8 protein-coding genes are annotated in these 16369 nt (G+C 63.2%); 2 read left to right on the top strand and 6 right to left on the bottom strand.

The genetic code is table 11. The features are described 5' to 3' along the window. Positions 1–18 precede the first annotated feature (18 nt). The 6 genes from CHB87_RS20665 to CHB87_RS20640 form a co-directional block, all read right to left on the bottom strand. Positions 19–3438 (bottom strand): TonB-dependent receptor, encoded by a 3420-nt coding sequence (locus CHB87_RS20665; RefSeq protein ID WP_089410352.1) that lies wholly within the window; start codon positions 3436–3438, stop codon positions 19–21. A 75-nt stretch (positions 3439–3513) separates the two neighbouring features. Continuing rightward, positions 3514–5694, bottom strand: coding sequence for an NHL repeat-containing protein (locus CHB87_RS20660; RefSeq protein ID WP_089410351.1), 2181 nt, complete (start codon positions 5692–5694; stop codon positions 3514–3516). A gap of 38 nt (positions 5695–5732) precedes the next feature. After that, entirely contained in the window at positions 5733–8372 is a 2640-nt protein-coding gene (locus CHB87_RS20655) for a choice-of-anchor X domain-containing protein (protein WP_089410350.1), read from the bottom strand. A gap of 552 nt (positions 8373–8924) precedes the next feature. Continuing rightward, a complete protein-coding gene (locus tag CHB87_RS20650; RefSeq protein WP_142988462.1) occupies positions 8925–10256 on the bottom strand; it encodes a hypothetical protein in 1332 nt (443 codons plus the stop codon). Between the two features lie 105 nt (positions 10257–10361). Then, positions 10362–10763 carry a type II toxin-antitoxin system RelE/ParE family toxin gene (locus CHB87_RS20645; RefSeq protein WP_217897085.1) on the bottom strand — a complete coding sequence of 134 codons (402 nt, stop codon included), beginning with the start codon at positions 10761–10763 and terminating at the stop codon, positions 10362–10364. Beyond that, entirely contained in the window at positions 10756–11055 is a 300-nt protein-coding gene (locus tag CHB87_RS20640) for a type II toxin-antitoxin system ParD family antitoxin (protein WP_089410347.1), read from the bottom strand. Before CHB87_RS20640 ends, CHB87_RS20645 begins: the two co-directional genes overlap by 8 nt. A gap of 136 nt (positions 11056–11191) precedes the next feature. On the opposite strand from CHB87_RS20640, the gene CHB87_RS20635 reads away from it, so the two are divergent. Next, a complete protein-coding gene (locus CHB87_RS20635; RefSeq protein ID WP_245818146.1) occupies positions 11192–12532 on the top strand; it encodes a glucuronyl esterase domain-containing protein in 1341 nt (446 codons plus the stop codon). After that, on the top strand, positions 12533–15925 hold the full coding sequence (locus CHB87_RS20630; protein ID WP_089410346.1) for a glycosyl hydrolase: 3393 nt from the start codon (positions 12533–12535) through the stop codon (positions 15923–15925). Positions 15926–16369: the final 444 nt, after the last annotated feature.

The raw sequence follows: 16369 nt of genomic DNA, 5'->3' as shown, positions 1-16369 counted from the left end.
GTGGCGCCGATGTCTGTTCTAGAAGCGAAGGATGCCCTGCACCTGGCCGATGCGTCCCGGTCCATAGGTGCTGGTGATTCGTCCGAAAGAGGTCGAGCAGCAGGAGGTCGTGCTCGGCGGAGTGAAGTTGGTCTTGTTCAACACGTTGTAGAACTGGCCGCGGAACTCAAGGCGCAGATGCTGCCAGGGCAGTTGAAAGCTCTTGTTGACCGATGCATCCAGCTCGTCGAACGAGTCGCTGCGCAGAAAGCCGTTGCCGACGTTGCCGCGTGGATCGGCGCTGGTGTTGGACCAGTTGGCCGTGTCGCTGGTTGGATTTGTCACCGGGTTGGGATTCGTGGTCGCGAACGCAACCGTGCAACCATACTCCGCGGCATAGACGGTGTCGCAGAAGGCGGCCTCAGGATGGCCGGGAATATGCAACCGCTGCTTCGCCTGCCTGGCGGTGAAGCCGTTGGCCAGGAAGGTGCGGTACTGCACGCCGCCGGAGTTCGACAGCTCCTGAAAGCCGCTGGGCGTGAAAGTCGGCGTCAGTGGAACCCCTGAGTGGAACTGGTTGTAAGCCGTAACCTGCCAGCCGCTGATGAGGTTGTTCAACGTGGCGCCGGCGTTGCGGAAGAGCATGCCGTTCTGTCCCAGGGGCAGCTTCCAACTGACGGAGGTGATGTTGACGATCGGAAGATCATACTGCGAAGGGCCATAGTCGTTGCCCTGCTTCGCATAGTAGTCCTGCGGGCTGCCGGAGAAGCCGCGCGAAGACGTCAAGGGATCGCCCACGTTCGCGAAGTCGCGTGACCAGGTGAATGCGTTGAGAATCCAAAGACCGTGATAGTTCTTTTGCTCGAACCGCGCCTGCAGTCCGTTGTACTCCTCCATGCCGCCGTTGAAGGTCTCGGACACATCGCCGATGTTGCTATAGGGCCGCGCGAAGTAGCCTGAGACCGGGTCGATACCCAAGGCCGGGTTGCGTTGATTGTAAGTGCCTACTTCCTGCAGCTTCACGCCATGGTTGCCGACATAGGCGATATCGATGAGGCGATCCTTGCCGATCGCGGTCTGAATGCCGATGTACCAGCTCTGCACATAAGGGTCCACATAGTTGCGTGGAATCCACTTCACGGTCGAAGTAAAAAGATTGAAGTTCGCCGGCGAGGCCATGCCCTGCGGATAGCCCTGATCCAGCGTGAAGAAGGTCGGCGAGGTCTTGACGTTCGCGGTCTTGAAATACTTGGGCACCTGGTTGTACACGGCGGCGTTCACCTGCGGTCCGTTGATCGCCAGGTTGTCGGCTTCGCCGGAGCGCGAGTAGTGGACATAGCCGATGCCATAGCCGCCATGAACCACAAGCTTCGTGGACGGCGAGTAAGCAAAGCCGAAGCGTGGCATGAAGTCGTTGAGGTCCGGATTGATAAGCTGCTTCCGATAAGCCGAACCGGATGCGGCGGCGCGGATCAACTGGCCCGTGTAAGGTGTCGTGGCGGGATCGAAGTTGGACAGGCGGCTATCCTTCTCATAGAAGTGAGACGCATACTCGTAGCGAACGCCAAGGTTCAGCGTCAACTTCGACAAGACCTTCCAGTCGTCCTGCACGAAGGCGGAGTGGCCGCCCTGGCGAATGTGCGCGACATAGAAGTTAGTAAGATCGATCTCATTCGGGACGCCGAAGAGAAAGTCGCTGATCGTATAACCCGTGAAGGAGCTTTCGAAGGACATCTGCCCATCGATCGGGTTCACATCCTGCACAATCTGCCGCAGGTACGAGAACTCATAACCCGTCTTGATGTTGTGCCGGCCGACTAACTTCGAGTAAGTCGCCTTCGGATTGAGAAAGAAGGGATATTGCCACTGCGGATTAGTCGCCTGGCGGCCAATCCCGGAGTATCCGCTGAGTGCAAGCGAGGTAAGCCCCCCACCCACACGCGGATCGGTCGGGAGCCCCTGCACGCCAAAGGTGCGTGGGTCGTCGAGCGAGAGCGGATCCTTGCCGCCCTTGGTGTACGAGACGCCGAGGCGCGCCTCCAGCAGTTGCGTGTTTCCAATCTGTCGCGTCAGGCCGAGCGCCAACTGCTGATTGATGGTGCGGAAGTATCCATTGCCGCCGCCGAGAGGCTCGGGCAGAACGGCGCCGTCGAGGTCGTGCTCCTTCGACTGGCTAAGACGTACGAAGCTCGACATGCGCGGCGTCCAGTGCGCGTCGATGCGAACGTCCTCCTTGTCATAGCTGTTGAGGAAGCGCTGCAGCACGGACCAGTTGCTTGAGATGGAAGCCGCGCCGGCGCCGTTGTTATTCGGCAGCGGGAACGCGTCTAGAATAGCCAGCGCAATGGGCGAAAGTACGTTGCGCGGCAGGGGACGATCCGCCGCGTAGGTCTCTCCGGTGAACGGGTTCAGCACGGTCGTAGTGTTGGCAGTCGCATTCGGTGAGGCGATCAACTGATGGTCGCTGAGCTTGAAGATATTGGATTGATTGACGACCTGCCGCACCTGGCGCAGACCCTCGTAGTCGGCGAAGAAAAAGATCTTATCGCGCAGGATAGGTCCGCCGATATTGCCGCCAAACTGGTTACGATTCAAAGTCGTGCGGGTCGAGGCGCCAGAGTCGCTGCTGGCCTTGAAGAAGCCATTCGCATCCATGATGGTGTTGCGGAGCGATTCATACAGCATGCCGTGCAGCTTGTTGGTGCCCTGTTTCACAACAACGTTGATGGTGCCGCCCGCCGAACGACCATACTCGGCAGCCGGCAAAGTGGTCACGATCGAGAACTGTGAAAGGTCGTACTGTGATGGGTTGATAACCTGGTTCGAAAAGCCCTGGTTCGAGGTGCCGTGCGCGTTGTTGTCGATACCGTCCAGCAGGAAGTTGTTATAGGTCGAACGCTGACCGTTGATGTTATACGAGCCTTCGCGCACGACGCTGCTGGTGCCGAGATCCTGTCCCGCCGCATCCTGGGTCACACCGACCGAGAGCTGGATCAGATCGCTGTAATTCATGTTCAACAGCGGGAACGATCCAAGCGTGTCGTCGGTGACGATCTGCTGTCTCTGGCTGGTCTCGGTCTCGAGCGTCAACTCACCCGATTCGACCGTGACCGACTGCTTGCTGCCGATGCCCAGCTTCAGGTTGATCTCCTGGTTGGTGCCGACCTTCAGATGTACGTTCTCGGTGATCGCTTCGTTGAAGCCGTCCATGCTGGCGACCACGCGATAGACGCCGACGCTGAGTGCGGGAACGACATACTCGCCCGACTTATCCGTCACGCGACTTACCGCGACATTTGTATCTACATTGGTTACAGTGACCCTGGCGCCGACCAGCATCGCGCCGGTCTGGTCCATGACGCGTCCAACGATGGAAGCCGTCTCGAACTGAGCATAGCCCCTGCCTGTGAAGAGAACTAGTAGTATCAATGCCAGCGAGAGCAGTCTGGTGAATCGCATAACGATGTGCCTCCAATATTCAAGCAGAGCGAAAGGTAGATAGGTGGTGCGGATGCTTTCAATCAGGCTGTGAGCTTATGGCATGACGCCCGGCTTGCCCAGGGCCTTCAAGGGCACGGTCGGCGCGGCCAGGCCGAGGATCTGCACCATGCGTCCGCCGCCGGAGTTGCCATAGCTTGCGACCCACACCGTACCGCTGGAGTCGACGGCAAGGTCCAGCTTTGTACTCATGCCGGTCGTGCAGGTCTGCACCGTACTGGTAGCCGTGCCGGTGCCTGTCGTCGTGCCGGCGTTATAGCAGGAGTAATACGCGTTGGTCGTGTTCGTCGACGGGATGTATTGATACAGGTACGTGCCGGTTGCATTGTCGAGATACCAGATAGAGCCCGCGCCGTCGATGTCGAGATACCGTGAGGCCGTCGCAGGATTCGCAGCCACGCTCGCGGCACTGAGCACCGCCGAAGAGCCGCTACCGGCAACAGTAGTCTTGAAGATGCCGCTGCCCGTGCCGTTGCTTGCGGAGTAGGCGTTGCCGCTTGCATCGGGGACAATGCCGTAACTCGCGGAACCGCCCGGCAACGTTGTTGGCACAAGACCTTTGGCATATGCAGGCGCCGCCGCGGTTCCGGTGTTTGGGAAGTACAGCGCCTGTGAATTTGATGCGTTATAACCATTCACCCAGATATTGTTGTTGCTGTCCGGGCGAAGCTGCGTCAGTGTTGCTGTCGTTGAAGAGGGCGGCACGGCGAAGGTCGCTTCGGAGTAAGTCGAGCCGTTGAGCGCAAGCTCATGCAGGTTCTGTCCTGTCGTCGTGTTGGCGTCGTACCAGACATTGCCGAGCGAGTCGACCGCTACGCCGAAAAGGTTCGTTGCAGTGGAGGCATAGTTCTGAACGACCGCGCCGGTATTTGCATTCAACTCCTGCACGAAGGAAGAGGCCGCGGTCACGCCGCCGTTCGTGACCCAGATGTGACCGCTGGCGTCGGCGGCGATGTCGCGCGGAATCGTCAGATTGGTCGTATCCGTGGGGGAGGTCCATAGGCTTTGCCCGGCGCTCGTCAGTGCGATCACGTTGCCCTGCGTGCTCGATGAACCGCTCGGGTTCGAGAAGAAGACATCGTCGTTTGCATCGATGGTCACGAACTGCGGATAGGCCGAACCCTGGCCGGTGGAGGTCGCGCCATAACCCGGCAGGTAGTAGATCGCCACGCTCCAGTCGATGGCGCCCCCCGAGCCTGCCGTGCCCGCACTCGTAAGCGCCGGAACATACACGCCCGCGTTGATCTGCTGCGAGGTCGTCTGACCCGAGAGCGGAATCGGCGTGAGAGTGAAGGTAAGAATCGCGGCCGCGTTGTTGCCGGGATAACGAGCAATGTTCCACATCGCCTGCAGGCTGTTCGCGGGAGCGCTGCCGCCCGGCGGCGTCGCCAGTTGATAAAGCGTATTGCAGTAGGTAAAGCTGCCCGGCGATGTGCCGTCGCTGCCGATCGTGCAGAGATACTGCGCATAGGCCAGCGAGTTCAACTCCTGCACGGGCACGAGGCCACCCTGTGCCGCGCCATCGACGCCGCCCGTATATTGCACGAAGTTACCGAGCTTGTAAGGTGAGATATTGTTGGCGTTCAAGAAGGCATGCGCCAGTCCCGCGAAGTGGCCCGCGCCGCCCACGCCATTGGCGCCGCCATAATTTGTAGCTGAACTGGTTACATTGACAGTCGTGCCGTTGATGCTGATGAAGTTCCGCAGCGCCCACACCGCCGCGACGGTCGAGGCCTCATTGGTCACGACGCCTGTCACGTTGAGCGTGGACGAGGCCGAGGTGAGGATGGAGCAGTCGCCGATCGCCGTCATCATCAGCGAGTTCGGGTTATTGACCAGGTTGGTCGTGAGCGAGCCGGAGGGATACGGAACGCCTCCAAACGCCGTCACATACAACTGATCGGGACTGTTGCAGCTAATGCCCGAGAGGCTCCAGCCGCCGGTTGCATTGGACGTCGTGCTCGCGAGCAGCTTGGCCGTGCCGGTATACGAGCCGCCCGACGCCACGCCATTCGGCTGTGTCGCATAGACGTTCACCGTCGCGCCGGGCATGTAGTTGCGGCCCGCGAAGACCTGCCCCTGCAGCACGATGGGCGCGGTGTAGTTGGTCGAGGCCGTCGATTGGTAGACTCCACAGCCTGCAAGCATGGCTGCGGTCATGGCAGTCAGACCGGCGATTGCTGAACGAACATAGGCCCTGCGATTCTTCCACTGCATTGCGTCATCCTCAAAGAGTTCGTGGTTCTGTGCGGGCCTTACTGCACCGTGATCGTGAAGGTCAGGGAGTTCGTGACAGTAGCGATGTTCGAGTCCGTCGCCGTCACCACATAGGTGTAGGTTCCAGGCGCAGCGGCGGTATTCCCGAGCCCGCCATTCTTGCCGCAGGCCGTGGTGTTCAGCGTCATCAGTAGAAGCACCGCGAACAGCCCCGCGGAGACCAGATGCTTGCGCCGCCACACACCGACGGTCAGCAGACCGATGGAGAGCAGGCCGATCAGCCCGAACCCAAGCGGCCCCGAGAACAGGCCCGCCGAGTAAGTCGTACCCGTCGCGATCGCCAATGAGATCGTGGCCGTGCCATCGTTCGCTAGCGTCAACTCCGACGGCGTGGAGACGCACTGCGTGCTGATCGGAACACCCAGCGTGTTCGCATTCGGCGAGCCCGTGCAGGTGATGTTCAGCACGCCGCCATAGCCATGCTGACCCGCGATCGTGATCGGGAAGGTAAGCACGCCGCCGGCCGCGATGGCGCCGCTGGCAGTGGGCGTCGTCATGGTGAAGGTGCCTGCCTGGAGTACGAACGGGATGACGTTCTGCGCGAGATTGCCCTGCGCATCCTTCGCGCTGACGATCAGCCCGGTCACCGTGCCGATCGCGCCACTGGTTGCGGCGGTCGAAAGGCTGTAAACGCCGTCGCCCGCGGTCTTGTCGCCATGCGTTCCATCGTCGTAGAACGGCGAGACCGCCGAGAGTCCAAGGTTCGAGAGATCGGCCGTGACGGCGATGCTGGTGCTGGCCGGATTCGTCGCCGGCGTGACGCTGGTCGTGAAGGTGACCGGATCCAGAATGCCGACGGTCGCAGGCGTCGCGGCTGCGGTCGTCACCGACATCTGGTTGCCCAACGGACAGGGGTCCGGCGTGGTGGTGGAGTTGGCGAAGTTGATGAAGCCCAGCATGAAGTCGTTGGCATTGTCGAAGCTGTTGCCGCACTTGTTCTTGCGCACCGTGGCGTAGGCATAGACGATGCCGTTGATGTTCGTCGCCACGCCGTTCGTGGTCGCGGGCGTATACGTCGCATAGCTGCTTCCCGCGTAGCAGGTCACTGGCGAGCTGCCGTCCGCGGCGCCTACACCGACGAGATCGACGAGATGCGCGGAGGTGGACGGGCAGCCGCTACCGAGAGCCGTCGTCGTGTTGGCCAGCGCGACGGTGACTGCCGTGCTGCTCAGGTCGTTGTCCGTGTCCGTCTCGGTCCCTTCCACCGTCTTCAACTGGTAGTCGTAAGCATAGTTGAGATTGCAGACCGCGCTGACGCAGCCTGCGCTCGAGATATAGTTGACCCCGCTGCCCGCGATGGCGAAGTATCCCCCGGAAGGTATGGTTGCGTTGGGCAGGTCGTACACGGTCGTGAAGGCGCCGGTCGAGCCTCCGGTCTGGAGCGACCAGCCGTTGATCGAGATCGCCGCGGCCGTTGGGTTGAAGAGGATGACCGTGTCGCGGCCGTACTCGGACTTCGATAGATTGCCCGCGCCATACCACGCGATGATGCGCAGGCTGTTGTTCCCTGCCGTGAGTCCGTTGTTCACACCGCCTACGTTGAGCGGCGTTGTGCCCGTGTAGCTATCGCCTGCCAGGTCGTTGACCGTGACGTCGGCGGGATAGACGAAGCCCGAGGCCGTGGTCGAAGGCACGGTCGTCGTGAGGGTATAGACGCCGTCGCCCGCGGTCACGTCGCCGTGGGTGCCATCGTCGTACATCGGCAGCGTCGTTCCGCCATAGTAGGGCGTGTTGAAGTCCAGCGTAGCGGTGATGCCGGCGCTCGATGGCTGGGTCGCCGGCGTGACGACAGCTTTGAAGGTAACCGACCCGCCCACCACCGGGTTCGTCGGCGTCGCGGAGACGGCTGCGCTCAACTGCGTGCCGCCGGGGCAGGGCGTTGGTGTCGACGTCGAGTTGAAGAAGGTCGGCGGCAGGTTGACGAAGTCGTTCAGGTTGTCGGCGGTGTCGATGCACCTGTTCTTGCGCGTCACGCCGAGCTGGCGTCCATAGGCCGTGCTTCCGTCGTAGTACGCGGCGCCGGAGCCGGAGTAGCAGGTGGCCGGGGTCGCGGTGGTCGACGTATTCAGCGCGACGTTCGAGCCATAGCCGACCATGTCCAGAAGCTGCGTGCCCGTACCGCAGGCGCTGGCCGAGCTTGCGGTCAGCGCGGTCTGCGTGTTGGTCAGCGCAACGACGCCGACGGTGCTGCTGAGAATATTCTGGGTCGTGGGCGGCGTCGTACCCAGCTCGATCGTCTGAAGCTCGTAGTCGTACGGAATCGGCGCCACGCTGCCGTACGTCGCAAGGCTGACCGAGCTGCCGGAGATCATGTAGAAGCCGCCGGCCGGGATGGAGAAGCTGGGCAGCTTGTACACCGTCCACGCAGCCGTGTTGCTCGTGCCGCTGTGCGTCTGGACCGCGCAGGTAGCGCAGGCGATCGTGGCCGCGGTGGGGTTGAAGAGGATGATCGTGTCCTGTCGATACGTTGCGCCCGAGAGCGCGCCGGCGCCGGCGACCTCATAGATCTTCAGCGCGGTGTTGCCCGCCGCCGCACGTGCAGCAGGTGCCAAGCCCAGAAAGAGGACGGCCATCAGGAAGAGCGCGCTGCATCGGAAGAACATCGTGCTGATTCGCATACCGGGTAAAGCCTCCAGGGAAAACGCCGCGGACGACATACAGGCGGCCCGATTTCCAATGCGCATGACCTTCAAGGACATGCGTCGCAAAATTTGAGTTCCAGATGTGCTGATAGAACCGAGTATGGGTTGCCGGCGGAGACGGGTAAAGTGTCTTCACCATGTGTAAACGGTGTGTACACCGGCATTTTTACGGGAATTTTCGATGTTTTTCTAAGATCGCTCCGCATAATTAACCTGGCATTCACGCTGCCGCTGGAGGTTGCGAGCGAATTGCATCTTGCTTTCCTGCGGACTGTCGGCACGACCTCGCATCGGTGTACCGGCAATGACGCACGTCATCCTGACCGAAGCGAAGGAACCCCGTATTAGTTCTTGTTGTTGCTTGTTCTTCTTCAGGCGACGCTCATCGCGCTATAGGGCACACAGGATCGAGCCAATGCGTAGTTGGCGAACGAAGCCAACACGGCTGTCCTTCGCTATGCTAAGAATGACGTGCGCCGTTGGCTGATGGCAGGAAGATGCAATCCGAATAAGTTGCAGGAATCTTCGTCAATACAGGCGTTTCGCCACAATCTCCGTCGAGGGCGCGCTCGAATCCAGGCTTGTCGTCTTCAGCAGAATCTCGAAGGGCCGAAGCCCGTGCTGATCGCGCGGAACCGTCTTCAGGAATGCGGCGATATCTCCATGCAGAACGAAGTTGGAGGCGGCCTCGCTTCCCGCGGTCGTAAGTCCTTCCACGATCAATACCTTACCAGCACCGCTGAGACCGGGCAGAAAAGCGATCACCGCATAAGTCGAATAAGGCGGAGTCGTACTACTGTTGGAGTAGTTACTCGGCTCCCCCGGCAAAGGCTTCTTATTCAGATAGGAAGAGCCATAGATCGAGTTACTCGCCGAGAGCACAAAGTTCATCTTCGGCTCGAACAGCGTCACCCACGGCGTGCTGTACGCAGAGCCGGTCAGGATGACGTTCGCATCCTTCATATCGTCGATCGTGAACGCGCGCGCATTCCTGAGCACCACATGCCTGCCCCGGGCCTCGGGCAGCGATACGATTCCCGCCGCCGCGTCGATATCGGGAACGCCGGTCATGTGTTCGCGGCTCAGCCGCTGCAGCTTGAGATCCTCGGGCGCATCGGATCGCGCGAACTGCGCGAAGTAGCTGCCATCCACGTACTGCTCGAGCGTCGTATGCTTGCCGCTCAACTCCTGAATCGTGGCCAGGCTGCTGTCGGCGGAGACGATGTACGTGACCGACGCAGGCGTAAAGATCTCCGCCCACATCGCATGCCCCAGCGACTGCGGCGCCAGCCACACGCTGCCCAGATGCGCCGCCAACCCTCCCGCCAGCAGACTTGCAAGCACGATCCAGAGCGTACGGCGCCACCCAGCCTTCTCTTGCGGTCCGGCATCCTCGACCAGAGGAGCGACATGGGCGGCGGGCAACTCCGGCGCGATGCCGGTCATCGCGGTTACGGGCGTGGTCGCCGGGTCGGACCGCTCTTCGAAGACCGCGCCATATCCGCCGCGCGGGATCGCGATCCGCCACGGCTCATCGGCGCCCTGCTCGTCGAAGTAGCGTTCGAGCCGCTGCCGCAACTGGCGCACATACGAGCGGACGATGTTGTCTTCGCTGGGCTTATAGTCCACGCGCCGCTGGAAGACGGCGATGCCGATGTTGCGCTCCGTCAGATCTTCGGACCGGTTCGAAAGAGTGTGTTCGCAGACGTACAACAGGAACTTCGAAAGCAGGGGCGCGTTGGCGAACGGCGCACTCTCCGCGACACGGATGGCCAGTCTCCAGCGAGGATCCTGCGCGTCGAAGTCCATATCGCCATCGCCGTGCGAACCTTCCTTCGGATGTGCCAACTGTAAGCTCATGTTCACCGGGTGGCCGGCATGCTCAAGCCCCGAGCGCAGCCCACTCACCCCTCATGCTAGAGAGCGAGTATGAATGCCGAGTGAATTCCACGCATGCCCGAGTGGCTACCCTTCTTCAGACTCGCCCGGATTACCCACGCCGTAGCCCTCCGGCAGATGCCGTGCAAGGTCGCGGCTGTCGTGCAGGATACGGCCAATCTCGATCGACCCAGGCCGGTAGCGATAGAGCACGAAGTGGCGCGGAGCCTTCACGCGGTCGCCCGCGACGCGGCTACGGCTCAACGAAAGATGGTAGGTGCGGACGCCTCGCACGGCCAGCTCAGGCCGCGCCTGCGAGCCGGGCCGTTCCGGATCCTCGGCGATATCGTGAAAGGCCTGGATCAGCAGCTCGCCGTACCGCGCGCCCGCCGCCTGGCCGAACTTCTCCCTGCTCCAGGTAAGAATCTGGCGAATATCCGCGCGCGCGGCCGGCGAAAGAGTCGGTCTTACCCCGAACCTCTTAGGCACGCCGGCGTACGGCCTCGTCCGCGAAGACCTCGGCGCCAACGCCTCGCACATAGGCGTCCAGCTCCTCCATGGAGTCGAACGTCGTGCCCTCGCCGCGATCGATCGAGTCGAAGGCGTCTGTCGCGGCGGTGCGCAGCCACTCCACCCTTGCCTGATCCTCGCGCTCGCGCCGTTCGAGCAGCCGCAACCCCTCGCGCACCACCTCGCTCGCATTGCTGTAAGAACCCGAGCTGATGCCGGCGCTGATGAACTGGTCGAGATGCTCCGTCAGATGTACGTTCCGGGTGGGCATGGCGTCTCCTCTGTCCGAAGTTTAGCCGAAGATGGCAATCTTTGCCATATCGCCGCGCGCGAGCCTTGACAAGCCTTTCGCGCGGCGTCTAGGGTTTCGGTCTGAAAGTATTTCCAATTTGAAATTGGTGCGTGCAATGACGCGTTTGAAAGCATTTGCCCCTCTCGCCGGCCTGGCGGCGCTCGCCACCTGTGCGCTGGCCCAGGCAGTAACGGCGCAGGACGCGCCGAAGACTCCCAAGCCCTCGCCCGAGGTCGTTGCCGGCATCCCGGTGAACTATGTGGAGGCAAAGGCAGGGACTTACATCCTGCCCGACGCCCTGATCCTGAACGACGGCAAGCACGTCCGGGACGCGAAGACGTGGATCGGGCAGCGGCGGCCGGAGATCGTCTCGCTCTTCGAGACCGAGCAGTTCGGCAAGGCGCCCGGCCGGCCGGCGGACGAATCCTTCGAGGTCTTCGATAAGGGAACGCCCGCGCTGAACGGCAAGGCGATCCGCCGCCAGGTCAAAATCTATCTCACGAAGGATAAGACCGGACCTACGATTCAGCTCCTGATGTACCTGCCCGCGGCCGCCACGAAGCCGGCGCCGATGCTGCTGAGCATCAACTTCGGCGCAGTGCAGAACGCGGTCGACGACCCCGGCATCGCGCCCGAGACGGTCTGGGATCCGAAGACGAACACCCGCATCCAGCCCACGGGGCGCGGCTTCGGCAAGCTCGACGTCGAGCCGCTGCTCGATGCGGGCATCGGCGTCGCGACCTTCTATTACGGCGATGTCGACCCGGACTATCTCGGAGGCTTCCCCAACGGCATCCGCGCCCGCTACGCCAAACCGGGCGGCACGGAGGACAACCGGCCGCCCGACGACTGGGGCACGATCGCGGCCTGGGCCTGGGGCATGAGCCGCGCGCAGGACTACCTTGAAACCGACAAGGGCGTGGATAGCAGACGCGTGGCCATCCACGGCATTTCGCGGCTGGGCAAGACCGCGATGTGGGCGGGCGCGCATGACGAGCGCTTCGCCGCGGTCATCGCAAGCTGCTCGGGCGAGGGCGGCGCCGCGCTCAGCCATCGCAACTACGGCGAGACCATCGCGCACCTGACCGCGCCCACGCGCTATCCGTATCAGTTCGCGGCGAACTTCGCCAAGTGGGGCGGATTCCCGGACAAGGCGCCGATGGACGCCAACCTGCTCGTCGCGCTGATCGCCCCGCGCCCCCTGCTGCTGCAGACGGGCGACACGGACAACTGGTCCGACCCGAAGGGCGAGTTCCTCTCCGCCGTCGCCGCCGGGCCGGTCTATCGTCTGCTCGGCAAGCAGGACCTCGGCACGGACGTCTGGCCCGCGGCGAAGACGCCCATCCTCCGCGACGGCCTCAGCTACTACATGCACGATGGCGGCCACGGCATGGTCCCCTCCGACTGGGGCGTCTACGTGCAATTCCTGAAGCAGACGCTGCACCCGGAACGCTAAATGACCCCTTCGACCCGCCGCATCCTGGCCGCCGCTCTTCTCGCCTCTGCCGCTACAACGGGCCTCGCGCAGACGGCCGACCCGCTCGCCGCCGGATTCAAAGACCCGCCCGACTCCGCGCGGCCCCGCACCTGGTGGCACTGGACCAACGGCAACGTCGACGAGGCCGGCATCACCAGGGATCTGGAGTGGATGAAGCGATCCGGCATCGGCGGCTTTCAACTGGTCGATGTCGCCTCCGGCGGCGGCCAGACCGTCGAGCCGAAGATCCACTTCGGCACGGAGGAGTGGTACCACGCCGTGCGGCACTCGGCCGAAGAGGCCAAACGCCTCGGCCTTGAGATGTCCATCTTCAGTTGCGCCGGATGGAGCGAGGCCGGCGGCCCGTGGGTGACGCAGCAGATGGCCATGAAGCGGCTCGTCTGGAGCGAGACCGCCATCGACGGCGGCGCACATTTCACCGGACGCCTGCCGGAGCCTCCCTCGAACGAAGGCCCGGTGCGCGATGCCGGCGCCCGGCCCGACGCGCCGCACTTCTACCGTGACTCCGCCGTGATCGCCTACCGCACGCCCGAGGGCGCGTCCGCGCAGTCGCTGCACCCACGCGTGACCGCCAGCAGCGGCGCTATCGACCCGGCGCCGTTGCTGGACGACAGCCTCAACACCTCCATCACCATCCCGGCGCCCAAAGACGGCTCGCCCGCCTGGCTGCAGTTCGAGTTCGCCCAGCCCTACACCGCGCGTGCGCTCTCGTTCGGCGTGCGTGGACGCATCCCCGTCGGCAAGCTCCTCGCCAGCAACGACGGCCACACCTTTCGCACCGTGCTCGACACACCCGGCCCGCAGGGCTATCACGGCGCCTCCATCCGCACCTTCGCCTTCCCTGCCGTCACGGCGCGCTTCTTCCGTATCGAGCTCGACGGAGCGGGCCTGACCCCGGCAGCCGTCATCCACGGCGGACCGGTCCTGCCCGCGAAGGAGTTCACCCTCACCGAGGCGATCCTCTTCGCCGACGCGCGCGTTCACCGCTGGGAGGACAAGGGCGCCTTCGGCAGCCTGATGGATACCTACGACGGCGCCCCCACTCCTGCTTCCGTCGGAATCCCCCACGACGGCGTCCTTGACCTGACCTCGCACCTGAAGCCCGACGGCACGCTAGACTGGGACGTACCCGCCGGCCACTGGACCGTGCTGCGCATGGGCTACGCGCTGACCGGCGCGAAGAACCGTCCATCCGTCCCCGCAGGCAGCGGCTACGAGGTCGACAAGCTCAGCGGCGACTACGTGCGCCAGTACTTCGCCGGATACGTCGATCCGCTGCAGAAGCACCTCGGCTCGCTGCTCGGCGCGACCACCCACTACATGACCATGGATAGCTGGGAGGCCGGCATGCAGAACTGGACCGACGCCATGATCGCCCAGTTCACGCAGCGTCGCGGCTACGACCCCACCCGCTACCTGCCCGTACTCGCCGGCCGCGTCGTCGACAACGCCGACGTCAGCGACCGCTTCCTCTGGGACTTCCGCCGCACCCTGGCCGATATGTACGCCGAGGAGTTCTACGGCGCCATGACCGGCGAGATCCACAAACGCGGCATGGAGAACTACTCCGAGGCCTCCGGCGTCGCGCTCGAGATCCCCGAGGACACGCTGCTCAACAAGAGCAAGGTCGACATCCCGATGGCCGAGTTCTGGGTCCACGCCCTGCATCCGGAGTCGATGTACTACGTCGACGTACGCGGCGCGGCCTCCACCGCGCATGTCTACGGCAAGCCCATCGTCGCGGCGGAGTCCTTCACCGGCGGCGGCTACGAGTCGCCCTACACGTTGAAGAAGATCGCCGACTACTGGTTCACCCAGGGCATCAACCGGCTCGTCTTCCACACCTCTGCCCATCAGCCTCTCGACACGCCGCCGGGCAACACCATGGTCGGCACGCACCTGAACCGCAACATCACCTGGGCGGAGCAGGCGAAGCCCTTCATGGACTACGTCGCGCGCGTCTCCTACATGCTGCAGCAGGGCAGCTCCGTCGCGGACCTCGCCTACCTGCTGCCCGAGGGCGCGCCCTCGACGATGCCCTTCTGGGGCTCGGGTCTCGAACCCGCTCCGCCCCCGGGCTTCGACTACGACTACCTCAACACCGACATCCTGCTCCATCACGCGAACGTCGACGCCGAAGGCCGCCTGCGACTCGACAGCGGCGCGACCTATCGCCTGCTCGTGCTGCCGCCCACGACGCAGATGACGCCCGAGGTCCTGCGCAGGCTGCACGACCTGGTCGCCGCCGGATTGACCATCGCAGGCCCGAAGCCAGCCGCCTCGCCCAGCCTGGCCCACTACCCCGCCGCCGACGCCGAGGTCCATGCGCTCGCAACCGACCTGTGGGCCGATACCGACGGCGTCACCAGGACCGAGCACCACTTCAGCAAAGGAACCGTCTACACCGGCCTCGCCCTCGGAGAGATCCTCACACGCCTGCACGTGGACCCGGACTTCTCCGCCAGCGGCGCACCCGAGAACCCGCCCGTCTGGATTCACCGCCACCTCCCGCATGCCGATGCGTACTTCGTCGTGAATCAGTCCGACCGCCCGGAGCACATGGCGGCGCGCCTGCGAGCCACGGGCAGAAGCGTTGAGATCTGGCGCCCGATGGACGGGTCTGTCACCTTGACCGCCTTTCAGGCAGCAGTAGTCGAAGACAGCTCCGGCAACCGGCAGCCCGGCCTGCAACCCGCGGCGTACGTTGCAGCGCAAGGCCTCACCGGCGTCGAACTCGACCTGGCCGCGCGCGAGGCGGTGTTCGTGCTCGTACGCGACACATCTTCAACCGCCCCAGACGCCACCGCAGCATCCAGAACGCTGGCCAGGCTGCAAGGACCATGGACCGCGACCTTCGCCCAGTCGCCGCAGACGCCGGCGACAGTGCGGCTCAGCAGCCTCGCCTCCTGGACCGAAAGCACCAATCCGGCAGTGAGGTTCTTCTCCGGGACCGCATCCTACAGCACGACCTTCCCGGCATCGGCGACCATGCTCCGTCGCGGGTCGAACGGTAAGGGCCGCATCTTCCTGCACTTCGACGATGTGCGCGACATCGCGGCGGTCAAGCTGAACGGCCGCCCCGTGGGCGTCACCTGGGCGCCGCCGTACGAGGTCGACATCACCGGCGCCATCCGGCCCGGCATCAATCGGCTGGAGATCGCGGTCACCAACGAGTGGACGAACCGCATCCTCGGCGACCGCACCCTGCCTCCGGAGCAGCGCATCCTGCGCGACGTGCCGCCAGCGCGACCCGGCGCGCCCATGCCAGCCCTGCCGGAGTCCGGCCTGATCGGCGGCGTCAGCATACTGGACCTCGACCGGGCTGCCATGCAGGCTTCCCCAAAGATGTGAACCTGGACGTACGCTATGTCTCGGCAAAACGATAGCGTCAGAGGACTTATCCGCAAGTCAAGCCATCCCGCGAGCCGATCCACCGCTCGAAACAGCTCGACCTTTCGAGAGTTTAGCGATCCTTCGCCCGCTCGAACGGGTTTGTCTCCTCTATCCTTGGCATTTCTCCTCTTTTTTCACGCACTTCTACTCTTGCACTCTCTTTTGTACTCGTGTTTCTCTTGTAATCTCTTGCTTCCTATTAAGCAGTACGTGGAAGTACACGTGGATATACGTGGAGGTTCACTCTTTCGTACGTGGAAGTGCGCCCTCATGTACGTGGAAGTGCGCCGGCCTGCACGTGGAAGTTCCCGCAAAAACTGAGGGATGCAGTGCAAATGTGGATAAGTGTACGCGGAGGTTCACATGGCTTCGCCGCGCCCCTAGATGCTCGAAGTGTACGTG

It is taken from the genome of Granulicella rosea, from assembly GCF_900188085.1.
GTDB lineage: Bacteria > Acidobacteriota > Terriglobia > Terriglobales > Acidobacteriaceae > Edaphobacter > Edaphobacter rosea.
The sequence above is the reverse complement of the archived record's forward strand: the minus strand, read 5'-3'. Positions and strand labels throughout refer to the sequence as shown.

Bases quoted from the DNA above. Each gene is read 5' to 3' on its own strand.
- CHB87_RS20635 (WP_245818146.1), top strand. From the start codon at position 11,192: ATGACGCGTTTGAAAGCATTTGCCCCTCTCGCCGGCCTGGCGGCGCTC.
- CHB87_RS20640 (WP_089410347.1), bottom strand. From the start codon at position 11,055: ATGCCCACCCGGAACGTACATCTGACGGAGCATCTCGACCAGTTCATC.
- CHB87_RS20630 (WP_089410346.1), top strand. From the start codon at position 12,533: ATGACCCCTTCGACCCGCCGCATCCTGGCCGCCGCTCTTCTCGCCTCT.
- CHB87_RS20655 (WP_089410350.1), bottom strand. From the start codon at position 8,372: ATGCGAATCAGCACGATGTTCTTCCGATGCAGCGCGCTCTTCCTGATG.
- CHB87_RS20665 (WP_089410352.1), bottom strand. From the start codon at position 3,438: ATGCGATTCACCAGACTGCTCTCGCTGGCATTGATACTACTAGTTCTC.
- CHB87_RS20660 (WP_089410351.1), bottom strand. From the start codon at position 5,694: ATGCAGTGGAAGAATCGCAGGGCCTATGTTCGTTCAGCAATCGCCGGT.
- CHB87_RS20650 (WP_142988462.1), bottom strand. From the start codon at position 10,256: ATGAGCTTACAGTTGGCACATCCGAAGGAAGGTTCGCACGGCGATGGC.